Origin of the sequence: Streptomyces sp. 11x1 (assembly GCF_032598905.1) — a bacterium.
GTDB lineage: Bacteria > Actinomycetota > Actinomycetes > Streptomycetales > Streptomycetaceae > Streptomyces.
Genome location: NZ_CP122458.1, coordinates 5822559 through 5839600, shown reverse-complemented (window position 1 = coordinate 5839600; position 17042 = coordinate 5822559). Strand labels below are relative to the sequence as shown.

Here is a 17042-nt window from a genome sequence, read left to right as displayed (position 1 = left end):
GGATGCCTGTCCGGGGTTCAGGGTGGGGGTGACCGTTCAGGTCCCTCCACCCTGGCGCACAGATCCATTCTCGAGGATTGATGACTGACTCTCAGCGCTCATTGGCCGAAGGGCTCGCCGTAGCAGCGAAGGCGCCTCCTACCGGGCAACTCATGCTCGAAGTACGGGGACTCCGTGTGCGGGTGTCGGAGCGGTTATTGCTCGACGACACGGACCTGACGGTGCGCAGCGGAGAGTCCGTCGCGGTGACCGGGCCGAGCGGCAGCGGCAAGAGCACGCTGCTGATGTGCGTTCTGGGGCTCAGCCGGCCGACGGCCGGGCAGGTGAAGGTGGCGGGTGCCGACGTCACCGCGATGCGGCCCCGTGCGCTCGCCAGGCACCGGCGTACGCACATCGGCACGATCTTCCAGTTCGGCGAACTGCTGCCGGAACTGACTCCGGTGGAGAACGTCGCGGTGGCGGCGCTGTTGTCCGGCGCCCGCCGGTCCGCGGCGTTCGAGCAGGCGGCGTCGCTGCTGACGCGGCTCGGGGTCTCCCCCGACACGGTCGCCACCTCCCAGCTGTCCGGCGGTGAACGCCAACGGACCGCCGTCGCACGAGCATTGATCAACAAGCCGTCGTTGCTGCTCGCCGACGAACCCACCGGCGCTCTCGACGATCGGAATCGGGAATCGGTCTCGGATCTGCTCTTCGGTCTTCCGAAGGAGACCGGCTGCGGACTGTTGGTCGTCACACACGACGCCGCGGTGGCCGCACGCGCCGACAGGACCGTGCACCTTGCCGAGGGGCGGCTCGCCGAGGCGGCGACATGAGCGCGATGACGCACATGCTGCGGATCGGACGGGGAGCGGCTGCCGCAGCCGAGGCGGGCACGATCCGAACCTGGCTGCTGGCCGCCGCCACCTTTCTGCTCGCCGCGAGTCTCGGTGTCCTCGCGCTGGCGCAGAGTTCGTTCGACGGCCGGGCGCAGCGGACCCAGGAGCGTGCCGTTGACTGGACGACCGGGACCCGCGACGCCAATCTGATAGCGCAGCCTGTGACCGACATGGTGGGGACAACCGCCTTTCAGGTGGTGTGGCTGGAGCCGCTGCGGGCGGACGCCCCGCTGCCGCCGGGCCTCGACCGCTGGCCGGGGCCGGGGGAGGCCGTTCTGTCGCCCGCACTCGCGGAAGCCGGTGCCGGTACCGTGGAGCGCATCGGCAGCCGATACGGGAAGTCCGTCGGCACTATCGGCGCGGAGGGTCTGCAGGCCCCGGCAGAGCTGCTGGCGTATGCCCGACCCGTCGGTGGTGCGGACGACCTCGACGCGGAGTCGTTCGGGGCGGTGGGGTTCGGCGGGGCCGGCGCGTCCACGTTCGGCGAGGACGACAATCTGCCACCCTCCGAGCAGTTCTACGGTGCCCTGGCGGGATTGGTGTTCCTGCCCGTGGTCCTCCTGGTCACCGTGGCGGCCCGCGTCGGCGCGGTGGCACGGGACCGGCGATCGCGACTGCTCGCCGTGCTGGGCGCCGGTGCGCGTGCGCGTGCGTGTTTCGCCCTCGGAGAGGCGTCTGTGCCGGTTCTCGTCGGCACGCTTGCGGCCGCTCTCGCCCTCACTCCCGCCCTTCTGATCGACCTGCCGCTCCCCATGGTCGACTTCCAGCTCTATCGCCCGGACGCGACCGCCGCCGTACCGGGACTCATCGGTGCTCTGCTGGCCGCTCCGGTCGTCGTGCTCGCGACGGTGGTACTGCTGCAGCCGAAGGCCGACGGCGCGCAGCAAGGCGGCTCCCAACCGGCGGTACGCCGCGGCAGGCTGTACCGGATCGGCGGGTTCGCGTTCGCGCCCGTTCTCCTGGTGACCGTGCGGGGCACCGAGCTCATGTCCGACGACATGAAGCTCCCGTTCTACGTCCTCGGCACTGTTCTGGTTTTCGCCACCCTTCCCGCCGCCGTGAGCATGCTCTGCGTAGGGCTCGGCGGACGACTGGCCAGGTGGGGACGCCGTATCGGATCCAGCGGGAGCATCATCGCGGGCCGCCGCCTGGCCGCCCATCCGCAGGCCACGGTCCGCCTCGTGGCCTCACTGACGCTGGCCGTCGGACTAGCGGCGCAGGCCCAGTTGTGGGGCGGGGTGTTCGGCGAGAACGCCGCCCGTGCCCTGACCACTCTGGACAGAGTCGGCAACAGCGTGCTCACCGTGGACTATCCGCAGTCCTCCAAGCGACTTGCCGCCTTCGAGAAGTCGCTTCCCGACGGGGTGGAAAGCGCGGTGCTGCGCGTGGTGACCGATGACGAGACCGTGCGGAGCACGGCCAGGCTCATCGGCTCATGCGATGCGCTCAAGGCATTGAACACGCCCTGCAGTTCCACGCCGGTGTCCGTCCCGGGAGGCGGACCTGATCCGCGGCTGCGGGAGTTGGTGGCGTGGAGCACGTACGACACCGCATCGGTCGACGCGCAACAGGGCAGGACGTCGGGCTGGCGGACGACGGACAACACATCCGTGACTCTGCTGCTCGTCAACGCCGCGGGACCGCACGAGGATCTGCCGATGGGGCTGTTGAAGGAACTGGCGTACCGGCATCTGGGCGTGGACGCGACCGTCACGTCGGTGGGCGGCTTCTACAGTGCCGTCGGTGGCCTGGAGGCCGCCACGCGCTGGATCCGGCTGCTGGCGTCCACCGGCATGTTCGTGATCGCTCTGGCGGCAGGGCTGGGGGCGATGGGCGAGTTCGTCCGGTACGGGCGTGAGCTGGCCCCGCTCAGCGTGTTGACCGGGCGTCGGACGGTGTTCGGGACCACGGCCGTGTGGTCGCTTCTGGTGCCCTCCCTGCTGGCTGTGGGGATCGGTGTCCTCACCTCGGTCTGGCTCGCCACACCCATCCAGATCGACCGGCCCACGGTGATCTCCCTGGCCTCTCTCGCTCCGACGACTCTGGCCGCGCTGTGCGGCGCCATCGTGCTCACGGTGTGGGGCGCTCGGGTATCAGTCGTGTCGGCCCGCGGCTGGCGGCCCGCCGCAGACTGATGTGTTCGCCCGGGGCCAGGCCCCGGGCGGATGCCGAGCATGGGGCGGCGGGGGCGGGACACTCTCGGGTCAACGAGGTCGCTGAGACCGCCAGAGAAGATAGAGCGCCGACGAGATCGCGGCGACCCGAAGCACCCACGGCCACGTCTCCGCCACCGCCACATTCATCTCCCCCCGAGCAATGGAATCCCCCCACCGCCCGTCACTACGCCCCCACAGCCACACGATCCCACCCGCGGCTACCGCCCCCGGTACCCCCATCACCGCCCACTTCGACTCCGCGGGCGTCAACCTCCGCGAGAGATAGGCGATCAACCACCCCAGCCCCAACGGCACCAGACTCCCCATGACCGCTCCCGCGACCAACAGCACGGCCGCCAGCAACAGCAGCGGATTGCTCCACCCCCCACCCACGGGCCGCAGCCGGGGCAACGGCAGCCGCCGCCGCTGCCGAGGAGCCTCTTCCTCCACGCCCCCCGCCGAAGCCGCCGCCCCCTTCTCGACGACAGCCCCGGGCTTCCCCTCGGCCTTGCCATCCCGGTCCCCGTCCGCCTTCGCCGGAGGCGGCGGCTTCAGCAACTCGGGAATCTCCACACCCCCGACGAACCCCGGCACGGAGTCCCCGATCCCGAACCCGATGTCGCCGCCGGGTCCCCCGCCCCCGCCGACCCGCCACCAGTCGGGCTGTGCGTCGCCCTCGCCCAGCTCGTGCAGCGGGGCGAGATGCGGCGGAGCGGCACCACCCGCCACCGGCGGCGGCGCGGCGTCGGCGGAACGGGGTCGCGGCACGACCCGCCGCAGCCCCTTGGCCCGCTCCCCGGTGTCCTCGGCGGTCACGTCCCCACCGGTCACCCGCTGCACGGGCACGGCGGCCGCCAGGGGCTCCGGTACGGCACCGGGCCCGCCCGCCGCCTCGACGACCTCGTCCGGGGTCCCCAGGCGGGCGATGATGCGGCGTACGGCGGCCGGACTGTCCACCGGCGCCTTCGCCCGCCGCCGGTCGATCTCGTCCCGCAGCCCCGACACGAGACGCATCCGAGTCGAGGACGGCAACTGCCGCTGCTGGGCCAGATCACCGACCCGGCTCAGGTACTCGTAGACGACCTGGTCGCTCTCAATCCCCACGAAGCCCCTCCGGGATCGGCCACGCATACTCCTCCGACCGTATCGCTTCCGGGCATCCGGAGGTCATGGCCCGAGAGCAGGGGCCGCAACCCCGACTTCTCAGGACCGAACCCCGCGCCCCCTGAGAAGCAAGGGGCGCAGCCCCGGCTTCTCAGGGGGCGCGGGGAACTGCGCGGGAAGCCCCACGCACCCGCACCCGCCGACGAGACGCGCACCCCCGAGCTACTGGCGCCCCAGCCCGGCGCAGCCGCTACCGTTGGCCGGATGAGCACCGAGGAGCACACCCCCACGGAGGCGGCCCCCACCGGCGGAGCCCCCCGTTCCCTGGCGGAGGCGCTACGCGGACGCGACGACCGTTCGCTCGCCGTGCTGCTCCGGACCCGGCCGGACCTCATCACACCCGTGCCCACCGACCTGACCCAGCTGGCCACCCGCGCCGGCACCCGCGCCTCGGTGGTCCGGGCCCTGGAACGCCTGGACCGGTTCGCCCTGCAGACCGCCCAGGCCCTGGCCGTGGCGGCGGACCCGGCGCCGTACGCCGAACTCGCCGCCCTGCTGGCCGGTGACGACGCGGACCCCGCCGTCACCGCCGCGCTGCCCCGCGCCCTCGCCACCCTGCGCGACCAGGCCCTCGTGTGGGGCCCCGACGACCGGCTCCGCCTCGTCCGCACGGCCCGTGAGCTGCTCGCCCCCTCCCCGCAGCACCCCTCCCCCACCGGCCTCGGCCCGACGGTCGCGGAGGCCACGGCGGGCATGTCGCCGGGGCGGGTCCAGGAGATCGTCGCGGCGGCCGGCCTGCCGAGCACCCATGACTCGGTCTCGGCGGTCACGGCCCTCGCCACGCTCTTCACCGACCGCCGCCGCATGGCCGCGCTCCTCGCCGCCGCGCCCCCGGAGTCCCTCGACGTCCTGACCCGGCTGGTGTGGGGGCCGCCGTACGGCCAGGTCACCGCCAACCCGGCGGCCCATCTGCGCTGGCTGCTGGACCGGGGGCTGCTGCTGCCCACCGCCCCCGGCACGGTCGTCCTGCCCCGCGAGGTCGCCCTGCACCTGCGCGGGGGCCGCGCGCACCGGGAGGTGCAGCCCGTGCCGCCGCCCGTCGAGGCGTCGGATGCGCACCGTCCACAGGTTGTGGACGCGACGGCGGCCGGGCAGGCGTACACCGCGCTGGCGACCGTGGAGGAGTTGCTGAAGGACTGGGACGAGGGCGGCCCCGGTGTCCTGCGCGCGGGCGGGTTGAGCGTGCGGGACCTCAAACGGACCGCCGTGGCCCTCGACCTGCCCGAGCCGGTGGCCGCCTTCTGGGTCGAACTCGCCTACGCCGCAGGGCTGTTGGCCTCCGACGGCGAGGCCGACGAACGGTACGCCGCGACACCCGCGTACGACGAGTGGCTGGAGCTGCCCGCCGCCGAGCGCTGGGCGCGGCTCGCCACGGCCTGGCTGACGGCGACCCGTACGCCGGGCGTGATCGGGGAACGGGACGCCAAGGACCGTACGTTGTCGGCGCTGGGCCCGGGGCTGGACCGGTCGGCCGCGCCCGAGGTGCGCCACCGGGTCCTCACCCTGCTCGCCGGGCTCCCCGAGGGCACCTCGGCCACCCACGACTCCGTACTGGCCCGCCTCCACTGGGAACACCCCACGCGCGGCGGCCAGCAGTCCCACCAGGCCCCCGCCCAGCCCTCGTCGGCGCCGACGCAGACGCAACAGCCCGCGCAGTCCCAGTCGGCGCCATCGTCCCCATCGGCCCAGTCGGCCCTGCAGCCGTCCGCGCGGCAGCGTCAGGGCGAGGACCTGCGGGCCCGGATCGCCCGGTGGACCCTCTCCGAGGCCGAGTCGCTCGGGGTCACCGGGCGCGGCGCGCTGTCCTCGCACGGTCGCGCGCTCCTCGGGCTGCCTCCCGAGACCCCGGCCACGGTCGAACTGCCGGAGACCCCGGGCGACAAGCTCCCCGCCCACCACGTGCCCCTCCCCGACCGTCCGCCGGTCCCCTCCCCGGCTCCCTCCCCCTCCCCCGACCCCGTCGCCGAGCAGGCCGCAGCCGCCTCCCGGGCCGCCCGGCTGCTCGCGCCGCTGCTGCCCGAGCCGCTGGACCACGTCCTGCTCCAGGCCGACCTGACGGCGGTCGCGCCCGGCCCGTTGAAGCGTCCGCTTGCCGACGTGCTGGGCGTGCTGGCGGACGTGGAGTCGAAGGGTGGCGCGACGGTGTACCGGTTCACGCCGGGGTCCGTACGCCGGGCGCTGGACGCGGGGCGCAGCGCCTCCGACCTGCACGACTTCCTGACCGCGCACTCCCGTACGCCGGTCCCGCAGCCGCTCGCGTACCTGATCGACGACGTGGCCCGCCGTCACGGTCATCTGCGGATCGGCGCGGCGTCGGCGTACGTCCGCTGCGACGACGACGCGATGCTCAGCGAGATCCTCGCCGACAAGCGGTCGCAGGGGCTCGGGCTGCGGCGGCTCGCGCCGACCGTCCTCGCCGCCCAGGCCGACCCGGCGACGCTGCTCGACGGGCTGCGGGCGATGGGGTATGCGCCGGCGGCCGAGTCGGCGGAGGGCGATGTGCTGATCACGCGGGCGCACGCCCACCGCACCCCGCCCCGCACGGCACCGGAGCCCGTCCCGGACGGCCCCCCGGCCCCGGACGACACCCTGTTGGGCGCCGCGATCCGCGCCATCCGCGCCGGTGATCTCGCCTCCACCGCGCCGCGCCGGACTCCCGGCGGCCCGGCCACCCCGCCCGGCACCCTGCCCCGGACCGGCTCCGCCGAGACGCTCGCGACGATGCAGGCCGCCGTCCTCACCGGCGAGGCCCTCTGGATCGGCTACGTCAACGCCGAGGGTTCCGCCAGCCAGCGGGTCATCGCGCCGGTCCGCGTCGAAGGCGGCTTCGTGACGGCGTACGACCACACGGCGGACGAGGTGCGCACCTTCCCGCTCCACCGGATCACGGGCGTCGCGGAACTCGCGGACGACGCGACCTGACTCAGCCACCCCCTGGTTGATCAAACCGTCTCCCGCGCATCACCCGTTCGGGCGTACGCGGGTGTTCGTGCAGGCCACGCTCGTTTTTCCCCCTCATGGGCGAGCGCGGGTCCCCCGGGGCATCCTCTCGGGGCGTGCGGGGCAGCCACCCTGTGTCCGATCGAGATCGACTCCTGCGCTCGAAAGGCCCACACGCACGCATGCGCCCTCTCGCCACGCTCCTGACCGCATTCACCGTCTCCGTCGCCGCAGCCGTCGTCCTGGTGGGCGCGCTCGCCGCCCCGGCCGCCGCGAACCCGCCGCTGCCCCTCCCCGAACTCGGCACCCTGGTGGGTGAGGGCATCGGCGTGGAGGGGCCGCTGATCCAGAACGTCAGCCTGCTGAAGTAGTGCGCAGCCGGTAGCTGTCCCCTTCGAGGAGGACGATCTCGGCGTGGTGCGCGAGGCGGTCCACCATCGCCGGGGCGGCCCCGCCGAAGATCTCCTCCCAGCGGCCGAGCGGGCGGTCGCTGGTCACGATCAGCGAGGCCCGCTCGTAGCGGTGGGCGATCAGCTGGAAGAAGAGCCGGGCGGTGTCCGTGTCGAAGGGGAGGTAGCCGACCTCGTCGACGATCAGCAGGGGGCAGGCGTCGAGCGCGGACAGTTCCTCGGCGAGCCTGCCCTCGGCCCGTGCCCCGGCCAGCCGGGCCGCCCACTCCGTCGCCGTCGCGAACATCACCCGGTGTCCGGCCTGGCAGGCCCGTACGCCGAGACCGATCGCGAGATGCGTCTTGCCGGTGCCGGGGGCGCCGACGAACACCACGTTCCGTCCGGTGCCGAGGAAGTCCAGGGTGCCCAGCCGGGCCAGCAGCCGCCGGTCGAAGGAGCGCGGGTGCCCCTCGTCGAACTCCTCCAGCAGCTTCCGCGCCGGGAACCCGGCCGCCCGTACCCGCCCCTCGACCCCGGTCCCGCCCCCGGCACCGAGACCGCCCTCGCTCCCGGCCGTGTACGGCGCGCGCCAGGTCTCGTACTGCACCAGCCGCGTCCCGCCCCGCGTGAAGCGGGTCTCGGGGGACGTCGCCTGGGCCGGGATCGGCAGCGGCGCCCGGGACATCACGGGGGTGGCCGCCGCCGGCTCAGTCCGCTCCGTCGGCTCGCTCCGTTCCGTCGGCTCGGCGGGCCCGCGCGGGCTCTTCGGCGGCCTCGGGTCGTCGGACGGGTCGTGGTGGGAGCCGTGGCCCTTGTCCTCGCGCAGCATCGGCCCCGACATGTACGCCAGGAGCACCGCCGAGGCGATGAAGGCCATGTGGATCACCGTGCCCCATAGCAGCGCGTGCTGGGAGGTGTGGTGGACGTCCACGAACATCTGGAGCAGATGCACCGAGGAGATGCCCACGATGGCGGTGGCGAGCTTGACCTTCAGCACGTTGGAATTGACGTGCGACAGCCATTCGGGCTGGTCACGGTGGCCCTGGAGGCCGATGCGGGAGACGAAGGTCTCGTAGCCGCCGACGATCGTCATGATCAGCAGATTGGCGATCATGACGACGTCGACCAGTTTGAGCACGGCGAGCATCACATACGTCTCGGTGGCGCTCCCGCTCACGCAGCGGACGATTAACGTCCACAGCTCGTTGAAGAACTTGTAGACGTACACCCCCTGCGCCGCGACCAGACCGAAGTACAGCGGCGCCTGGAGCCAGCGCGTGGCGAAGAGGGCGTAGCCGAGTGTGGTGCCCTGCGGCGAGACGGACGGGGCGATGGACGGGGCGACCGGTTCAGCGGCGTCGGCCTGGGTGGGAGGGTGCACGGTTCGCATTCTTCGGAACCGCTGCCGCAAATCTGAATTCCAGCCACTCATCGGAATGAATAGACATCCAATAGGACCGGAACCCTGCCAGGGGGAACGATCGGGCAAATTGGACGTTCGGCCGAATCGAAAGGTGTCGCGCGTGAACGGTTCCCTCATCGTCCAGGCGGTCCCCCCCCCCATTCCTCGCGGTCCTTGTCCTGCTGGGCGCGGTGCCGCTTGAGGGCCTGGACCGTGTCGGTGTCCAGCGCGATCGTCCGGGCGCCGGCGTCGGTCTTGGGGTCGTCCTCGTACACCTCCCAGCCGTCCACGACAAGTTGCTTGACAACCGTAATGAGCCCGGCATCGAAGTTGGTGTCGGTCCACTTCTGCCCGCACGCCTCGCCTCGTCGCAATCCGCAGAAGGCGATCAAGTGGAACAGCGCGTACAGGCGGTCCTCCGCGACGTGATCGAGGAAGAGGCCAGTGCGGTCCGGCGTCCACACCATCACCGACGACGGCTTCCCGCCGGTGCGCTTCCAGTGCAGGATGCGCTTCTCGGTCCACACGAGAGCCTTGGGCCGCTTGCCCGCCTTCAACTCGACGTGGCTGCCGGGTTGAAGGTGATCAGCTGCTGGGCGATCGCGGCGTTCAGCGCGGCCCGCGGCGTGGAGCGGACGCGCTGCCGCGTGGCCGGGCCCACGATGCGGCGGTAGGGCTCCATCTCGGCGATGGCCGCCTTCATCGCCTTGCGGCGGGCACCGTGCTCGCGCCCCTTCCAGGGGATCTGGGCAAGGTCCTCGAACGCCTTGCGGCGGGCGGCGTCGCCCTCCGCGATCTCGACGTTGGCCTCGGCGATGGCCTCGAACATCTCCGACAGGTGAGTGACCCGCAGGCGGTCGAGCCGCAGGTGCCCGATCCGCGGTTTGAGGTGCACCCGGATGTCGCTCTCGTCGCGACTGATGGCGCTCTGCCGCCCCTTCTTGCCCGCCGGCCACATGTCCAACCACTCGCCGACCGTGAGTCGGCTCGTCAGGTCCAGGCCGTGACTGAGACGCCTGCGGGTCGCCTCGATGTCCAGCAGCGGGGCCTCCTCGTCGGCCACCTTCTCCAGCAACTCGGCGATCTGGGCCAACCCCTCCGTGTCGTCGTCACGCGCCGCGTACGGCGCGTCAGATGGCGGCAGTTCCCTCCAGGGAGAGGAGCGGGCCGTCGGCCGCGGCCAGGGTTTGCTCACACCAGATCGTCTTGCCGGCCGCCGTCTGCCGGGCGCCCCAGCGCTCCGTGAGCTGCGCGACCAGCAACAGCCCCCGACCGCCCTCGTCGAACACCCGAGCCCGCCGCAGATGCGGTGCGGTGCTGCTGGAGTCGGAGACCTCGCAGATCAGCCCGCGGTCGTGGATGAGCCGCAACTGGATCGGCGGGTCGCCATACCTGATGGCGTTGGTGACCAGTTCACTGACCACCAGTTCGGTGACGAACGCGGCTTCTTCCAGCCCCCACTCGGCCAGGGCACGGACGGCGTTCGACCGTATCCGCGCCACCTCGGCGGGGTCGGCCTCCACGTCCCACACGGCGACCCTGCGCGCGTCCAGGGCCCGGGGCCGCACCAGGAGCAGGGCCGCATCGTCGGCGGGGCCCTCGGGCAGCAGCTCGCGTACGACGTGGTCGCACAGGGAGTCCAGCGTGCCCGTCGGAACGGCCAGCGCCTCCCGCAGGGCCTCAAGCCCCTCCCCGAGGTCGCGGTGGCCGGAATGGATCAAGCCGTCGGTGTAAAGGGCGAGCAGGCTGCCTTCCTGGAGGGTGACGTCCATCGATTCGAACGGCAGCCCACCCAGTCCGAGTGGCGGTCCCACGGGGACGTCCAGGAACTCAGCGGTGCCGTCCGGACCGACGACGGCGGGCGGCGGGTGGCCGGCAAGCGCCATGGAGCAGCGCCTGGAGACCGGGTCGTACACCGCGTACAGGCAGGTGGCCCCGATGTCCCCGGCGGCCTCCGCCCCCGGCGGCTCCGTGTCGGCCCCGGACTCCGCCGACAGCCGGAGGACCAGGTCGTCGAGGCGGGTGAGCAGTTCGTCGGGAGCGAGGTCGACATCGGCGAGGGTTTGCACGGCGGCGCGCAGCCGGCCCATCGTGGCGGCCGCGTGGATGCCGTGGCCGACCACGTCGCCGACCACCAGCGCGACCCTGGCTCCGGAGAGCGGGATCACGTCGAACCAGTCGCCGCCCACCCCGTAACGCTGTTCGGCGGGGAGGTAGCGGAAGGCGGCTTCCACCGCCGACTGCTCCGGCATCCGCTGCGGCAGCAGGCTGCGCTGCAGAGTGAGAGCCGCGGCGCGTTCGCGGGTGAAGCGCCGGGCGTTGTCCAGGCAGACCGCCGCCCTTGCCACCAGGTCCTCGGCGAGGGGAAGATCGTCCTCGTCGAAGCTCTCCGGAGTCTCCCGCATGCGGGTGAACCACACCACGCCGAGGGTCGTGCCCCTGGCCTTCACCGGCACGATGATCCATGAGTGCGGGCCCATCCGCCGGACCCTCGCCCGCCGCTCGGGGGTCGCGTCGATCTCGTAGTAGGAGCGGATCGGCGGGGCGGTGTTGTCCCGGTACAGCGTCGGCCGGCCGCTGGCCAGGCACAGGGCGGTCGGCGAGTTCGCGAGGTAGACGTCCGCCTCGCCGACGGTGCGCTGTTCCGTGGTGACCCCCTCGAGCAGGAACAGTTCCGCGATGCGCCGCAGCCGCACGGGGCCGGCCAGCGGCCCAGGAGCGGGTTCGTCGCCCTGGAGGATGACGTCCAGCAGGTCCACGCGGGCGAAGTCGGTGAACCTGGGTACGGCCACCTCGGTGAGCTCCCGTGCGGTCTGTACCATGTCGAGGGTGCTGCCGATGTGCAGGCTCGCGTCGTTCAGCAGAGAGAGCCGCTCGCGGGCACGGCGCCTCTCGGTCACATCACTCACGAGAGCACAGACTCCGAGCGTACGGGCCTCCGCGTCCCGCAGCGGCGTCGCCGAGACACTGAAGACACGGGATCCGAGGCCGGTCAGGCCGGTGCCCTTGAGCTCGCTGACCTGCTCCTCTCCCGTGGCCATGGCCAGCCGCATCCGCTCCTCCCACTCCACCGCGTCGGGGCCTGCGAAGACCTCCGTCAGCCGGCGTCCGCATGGCTCCTCGTCAGGCAGGCCGCTGAGGCGGTGCATCGCGGCGCTCTGCCACACGCTGCGCAGATCGGTGTCGTACACCGTCAGGGCCAGGGGCGAGTCCTGCAGAACCCAGCCGGACAGCGACTGCCGCAGGCGCTCCGCCGCCGACCCGGACCGCGGGGCGACGAGCAGGACGGTGCCGGGTCCTCCTCCGATGCCGTCCACCCCCGGGGCGAGGCGGTAGCGGGAGACGGCCACGGCCAGCCGGTGCCCGTCCTTGTGGCATACGCTCACGTCCGGATGCCGTTCGCCGAGCTCGGCAGCCCCTTCACCTCGAGCAGGCTCCCCGCCCGCGAGCACGGGGGCGTCCAGCAGCTCCGCCACGGACCGGCCGCGGGCCTCGGCGCTCGTGTGACCGAGCAGGCGTTCCACTCCGGGCGTCCACCCGACGACGAGGCCCTGCCGGTCGGTCACGACCACTCCGAGTGGCGGATAGGCGTCCATGCAGTCAAGACTCACGCCGGAAATATCCATAAGCAACCGAAATAAGTCATTCACTGCGTGATGGGGGGTTCAGGCCGCTTCGCTGCACGCTGACATCGGTACGGGCCAGCACGGTGAATGCGGCACCGACGGCACGGGCGGGTTCGGTGAGCAGCCGGTCGTAGGTACGTGCCGCCACGAACCGCAGTGTCCGGCCCGGGTCCAGGGCGAACCACGCACCGACGGTCCGCAGGCCGTGCGGGGTCAGCCGCCACAGCTTGTCGGCGTCCTTCACCACGGCGTCGTCCAGGTCGAGGGCATCCCTGCGGGTGTCGTGCCCGTCGATAATGGTGACGATCCGCTCGGTGTCCCGCGCCGGGTAGCCGACATCGGCGAGGATGCGGGCGGCGATGGCGGCACCCTCGGACTCGTGCCTGCGTATCGTCTCCTGCCCGGCAGGTCCGGCCCGCCCGGCGATGGCGGGCAGGATGTCCGCAGGGTAGACCTTCTTCCAGCCGGTGTCGTGCAGGAGGACGGCGGGCAGCACGACGTCCTCCCGTGCTCCTGGCAGGGTGTGCAGCAGTGCGGCCGCCAGCGCGAAGGCGTACAGCGAATGGGCGTCGTTGTCGCGCACGTCGAGGTAGGGAAGGGCGCGGTCCCATATCTCCCGCCGGACGCCGGTCAACGGCACGGGCGAAGGGAGGGGGTCACTCAGGGGAATCTCCGAGGCTGCGAGCGGCAGCGTCGGCAGCGGATTGCGGGCCGCCCGGTCGGGCGTCATGACGTCTCCTGTCGTACGGGGCCGGTCAGTCGAGAAGGGTGACCGTGCCGGCCGTGCCGTCCACACGGATCCGACGGCCGGACTTGATGCGGGTGGACGCCGAGCCCGTCCCGGTGACGGCGGGCAGGGAGTACTCGCGGCAGACGATGGCGGCGTGGGACATGACTCCCCCGATGTCGGTGACGGTCGCGCGGACCTTCACGAAGGCCGGCGTCCAGCTAGGCGCGGTGACCGGGGCGACCAGGATGTCGCCCTCCTGGAGGCGGTCCAGCTCGTCGGGGCTGCGGATCACCCGGGCCGTGCCTTCGGCGACGCCCGGCGAGGCGGCCATGCCGGTCAGGTCGCCCAGGTCGCCGGGGGCTGCCAGCCACGACCGGATGCGCTCGCTGGTGATGCCCCACAGCATGACGCTGAACGGCTCGGTGATGGCTCGCGGCGGTTCGTTCAGCGCCGGTTCGGGGTGCTGCCGTGCGAGCGCGGCCACGATCCGGCGTCGCCGTTCCACCTCCGCCGGCCAGTGACCGGGGCCGGCCGGCTCGACGCCGATGGCCCAGCTGGACGCGTGGTCGAACAGCGCGGTCCGGACTTCGTCGCGCGTGAGGTAGAACATGTCGTTGGGCTCGGGCCAGAACCCCGCCCGGTGCAGCAGGGCGGACAGCTCCCTGGCCTTGCGCCAGAAGACGCCCATCGTCCAGTGCTCGATGTAGAAGTTGTGGTCCTCCACATACGGGTAGACCTGGCGGGCGAGGCCCAGTTTCGCCTCGAAGTCGGCACGTGCCGGGGGGTCGAGCAGCGCGGCGTACTCGCCGGTGATCCGCTCGCGCTCGGCGGCGAGCTCGGCGAGGCGCCGGTCGATGGCCTCGCCCCGCCGCAGGCGCAGGATGTAGTCGCGGATGTACCCCAGGGGAAGCGAGGGGGTGTCCCTCCAGTACCGGTCGCTGCTGTAGAGGCCGTTGCCCGACGTGAAGTTGAACCAGGGATCGCGGGCGGCGTTCCAGGCGTCGAGCCAGTCGCGGCCGCCCGGCTCGCGGCTGAGGGCGGTCAGAGTGTGCTCCCCGGGGTCGGGCACGGTCAGTGCCCTGTCGACGCCCAGTTCGACAGCGAGCCTTGCCAGTTTCCTGAGCTCTTCGTCCGGACGGAACAGCTCCATGTCCACGCCCGTGACCATCGCCGCGATGCCCTGGTCCGGGATGCCCGGGAACCGTTGCTTGCAGAACTGGAAGAAGTCCAGGTAGGCCGCGTAGCCGAGGTTCAGGAACTCGAAGTGGTACTGCAAGGCGCGCTGGCACAGGGCGAGGAGCCGGTCGTACCCGCCGATCAGGGCATCGGCCGCGCCCAGGCCGACCCCCGCTTCGATGTCCTCGTACGGCTGGACCTCCGGTAGCTCGCCGAAGCTGATGGACTCCAGTTCACGGATGGTGCCGAGGACCTTGCCCTTCCAGTTCTCCAGCAGCCTGTCCCAGTTCGCGTAGTAGTACCCGGCGCGTTCCAGGAACTGCTGTGCTCGGGCAGGGATCCGGCTCTCCGGCGCGGCCACCGGACTCAGGTAGACGTAGCCCTGGTGGATGCGGAACGTGACGCCGTACGAGGGCGGTACGACGAAGTGCCGGGTGTTGAACTGGCCCTGGCCCTTGAACGCGAGCTCGGTGACGACCGTCTCGAACGGCTTGACCACGGTGGGCCAGTGCTGGCTGTCGCAGAACCAGAAGCGTTCCTCCTCGGCCGAGCGCCGCCAGGGCTGGAAGACCATGTAGTACGGGTACAGCTGCTCCCAGCCCTCCGCACCGGCAGGGGAGGTCATCTCGTAGGGGCTCGGGAAGGCTGTGCGCGAGACCGTCATCTTGACGTGCTCCTCACAGGGCTCGCAGGCGGGCGATGCCGACTCGGCGTGGACGAGTCTTTCGACGGCGGCCGAGACGAGGGGGGCATATCGGCTACCTCCCAGGTCGAAGGAGGGTGTCGAGGATGCTGGAGACGCCCGCGCCGTGGCTGGCCCGGGCAGGTGTCCTCGGCCGACGGCTCCAGACCGTCTCGGGCCGCGTCTGGAGCAGTCTCACGGCGCCCGTATCCGTGGAGCCGTTCGGGTGCTTGTCGACGGCCCACTCGATGTCCTGCGGGCAGCCGTATTGCCGCTCGGCGGTCTTGGCCAGGCGGGCGATCTCCACGACCTCCCCCTGAGCCAGGCAGGGGACCTGCTGACGGCCCTCCTCGACCACCCTCCGAGCGAGCCCGTGCCCGTCGGGGGCGGGAACCAGTTCCTGGTGCTTCGGCGACACCGTCGTCCGCACCGTGCTGAGCAGTACCTTGTCCACCAGGTAGGCGTCCGGGGTCACCTCGCCGGACACCATGAGCTGCCCCAGTCCCCAGATCGCCTCCACCCGTATTTTCGAAGGGTCGCCGTCAGCCGGGTTGACGGTCACGGCGGCGCCGGAGGTACGGGCATCGACCATCTGCTGCACCCCGACCGCCATGTGCAGCACCGTCTGGGGCAGCCCACGGGCCGCTCGGTAGATGATCGCGCGGTCGTTCCACAGGCTCGCCCAGCAACGCCGGACGGCCCCGAGCACGGCGTCGGCACCCCGGATCCACAGGAACGTGTCGTGCTGACCGGCGCAGCTCGCCTCGGGCAGGTCCTCCACTTCGGCGCTCGACCGGACGGCCACCGCGACATCCGGGCAGCCGACGGCCCGGCAGAGCTCCTCGTACGCCGCCGTCACCGCCGACGCGACCGGTGAGGGCACGGGCTGGTCAATCACCATGCAGCGGATCTCGGCGCCGCGCGCCGCCGCAGCACCCGGATCGGCGACGAGCCCGGCAAGGGCGGCGTCGACGGCCCGGCGCAACCCGCCGCGGTCGAGCAGCGCCTCGAAGGCATCCATGGTCACCACGAACCCGGGCGGCACCGGAGCACCGGCACGGGTCATCACGATGAGCGCGGCGCACTTGCCGCCGAGCCTGCTCGTCCCGGCCTCGGCAGAGCTGTCGAACGTGAGGGTGTACGGAGAGTTCACGGGCTCTCACTCCACTGCACTGCCACGGACTTCACCGCGTGGCCGCCAGGCCATTCCGGCCGTGCCTCGTTCCACGAAGGCACAGGCCCCCGAAGGTCAGCCTATGACGCCCAGTGCCCTCCCGCACCTGGCGACCGCCCAGGTCAGGGCGCCCGGCGTACGCGGCGGGTGCCGCGGGGCGGCCGGCGTCGGAACTGCGGGCGGCGCTGCGACGTAAGGTCGCGGAGGGCGCCCACACCCTGTTCTCTCCACTGAGGGACCGGCTTGGCGTACTGCTCCCTCCCCCTTGGCCGCCCGCTGGCGGTACTTCAGCGGGCCGATGCACCGGTACCGAAGCTGACCGTTGCGCCCGCTGAAGGTGTACATGCGCTCACCGCAGACTCCGCGGTGCATGATGCCGCGGAGCAGCGACGTACCCTCTCGGCGCTTCTCACCGGGGTTGGCCCGGCGCTCCAACTCGTCCTGGAGCGTCTGCCAGGTGTCCGTGTCGAGGATCGGCGGCCGGTTGACCAGCGGCAGGCCGTCCGTCCGCAGGATCGGCTTTCCGTCCTCGATGACCTGGCCGAGCAACTGGGGATTGCCCAGGAGGCTGCGCAGCGTCGTCGTGTACCACTGCTTGGAGTCGCTGCGCTTGCCCGTGGTCTGGCGTGAGGTGTGTCCCGGCGACGGGATGCCCTCCTTGTTGAGGTCGTTGATGATCTGCATGAGCGAGTCCTTGGACAGGACCCGCTCCACGACCGCTTGATCGT

General features: G+C 71.9%; 13 protein-coding genes. 4 read left to right on the top strand and 9 right to left on the bottom strand.

The features are described from left to right. The first annotated feature begins 152 nt into the window (after positions 1-152). Positions 153-812, top strand: coding sequence for an ABC transporter ATP-binding protein (locus P8T65_RS25755; RefSeq protein ID WP_316727615.1), 660 nt, complete (start codon positions 153-155; stop codon positions 810-812). After that, positions 809-3010 carry a hypothetical protein gene (locus P8T65_RS25750; RefSeq protein WP_316727614.1) on the top strand — a complete coding sequence of 734 codons (2202 nt, stop codon included), beginning with the start codon at positions 809-811 and terminating at the stop codon, positions 3008-3010. Before P8T65_RS25755 ends, P8T65_RS25750 begins: the two co-directional genes overlap by 4 nt. 69 nt (positions 3011-3079) lie before the next feature. Here the strand turns inward: P8T65_RS25750 and P8T65_RS25745 are convergent, their stop codons facing one another. After that, positions 3080-4135, bottom strand: coding sequence for a hypothetical protein (locus P8T65_RS25745; RefSeq protein ID WP_316727613.1), 1056 nt, complete (start codon positions 4133-4135; stop codon positions 3080-3082). A 264-nt stretch (positions 4136-4399) separates the two neighbouring features. Between P8T65_RS25745 and P8T65_RS25740 the strand changes: the two genes are divergently transcribed. Together P8T65_RS25740 and P8T65_RS25735 are read left to right on the top strand one after the other, a co-directional pair. Continuing rightward, complete coding sequence (locus P8T65_RS25740) at positions 4400-7117, top strand: helicase C-terminal domain-containing protein (RefSeq protein WP_316727612.1); 2718 nt, start codon at positions 4400-4402, stop codon at positions 7115-7117. A 200-nt stretch (positions 7118-7317) separates the two neighbouring features. Then, complete coding sequence (locus P8T65_RS25735) at positions 7318-7506, top strand: hypothetical protein (RefSeq protein ID WP_316727611.1); 189 nt, start codon at positions 7318-7320, stop codon at positions 7504-7506. Here the strand turns inward: P8T65_RS25735 and istB are convergent. The 8 genes from istB to P8T65_RS25700 all read right to left on the bottom strand — a co-directional run bounded on the left by istB (position 7490) and on the right by P8T65_RS25700 (position 17028). After that, positions 7490-8914: an IS21-like element helper ATPase IstB gene (istB, locus tag P8T65_RS25730; RefSeq protein WP_399100162.1), complete on the bottom strand. Its 1425-nt coding sequence runs from the start codon at positions 8912-8914 to the stop codon at positions 7490-7492. The genes P8T65_RS25735 and istB overlap by 17 nt on opposite strands. A 146-nt stretch (positions 8915-9060) precedes the next feature. Further along, positions 9061-9483 carry a hypothetical protein gene (locus P8T65_RS47365; protein WP_399100159.1) on the bottom strand — a complete coding sequence of 141 codons (423 nt, stop codon included), beginning with the start codon at positions 9481-9483 and terminating at the stop codon, positions 9061-9063. Next, positions 9480-10019, bottom strand: coding sequence for a hypothetical protein (locus tag P8T65_RS47360; protein ID WP_399100156.1), 540 nt, complete (start codon positions 10017-10019; stop codon positions 9480-9482). The genes P8T65_RS47365 and P8T65_RS47360 overlap by 4 nt, the downstream gene beginning before the upstream one ends. A 37-nt stretch (positions 10020-10056) precedes the next feature. Continuing rightward, entirely contained in the window at positions 10057-12537 is a 2481-nt protein-coding gene (locus P8T65_RS25720; protein WP_316727610.1) for a SpoIIE family protein phosphatase, read from the bottom strand. A gap of 31 nt (positions 12538-12568) precedes the next feature. Next, on the bottom strand, positions 12569-13282 hold the full coding sequence (locus P8T65_RS25715; protein WP_316727609.1) for an HD domain-containing protein: 714 nt from the start codon (positions 13280-13282) through the stop codon (positions 12569-12571). A gap of 25 nt (positions 13283-13307) precedes the next feature. Next, the gene (locus tag P8T65_RS25710; RefSeq protein WP_316727608.1) at positions 13308-15122 is read right to left on the bottom strand and encodes a PEP-utilizing enzyme; all 1815 of its coding nucleotides are present in this window, start codon (positions 15120-15122) and stop codon (positions 13308-13310) included. 94 nt (positions 15123-15216) lie between these two features. After that, a complete protein-coding gene (locus P8T65_RS25705; protein WP_316727607.1) occupies positions 15217-16293 on the bottom strand; it encodes a PEP/pyruvate-binding domain-containing protein in 1077 nt (358 codons plus the stop codon). Between the two features lie 96 nt (positions 16294-16389). Beyond that, a complete protein-coding gene (locus P8T65_RS25700) occupies positions 16390-17028 on the bottom strand; it encodes a recombinase family protein (RefSeq protein ID WP_316727606.1) in 639 nt (212 codons plus the stop codon). Positions 17029-17042 lie beyond the last annotated feature (14 nt).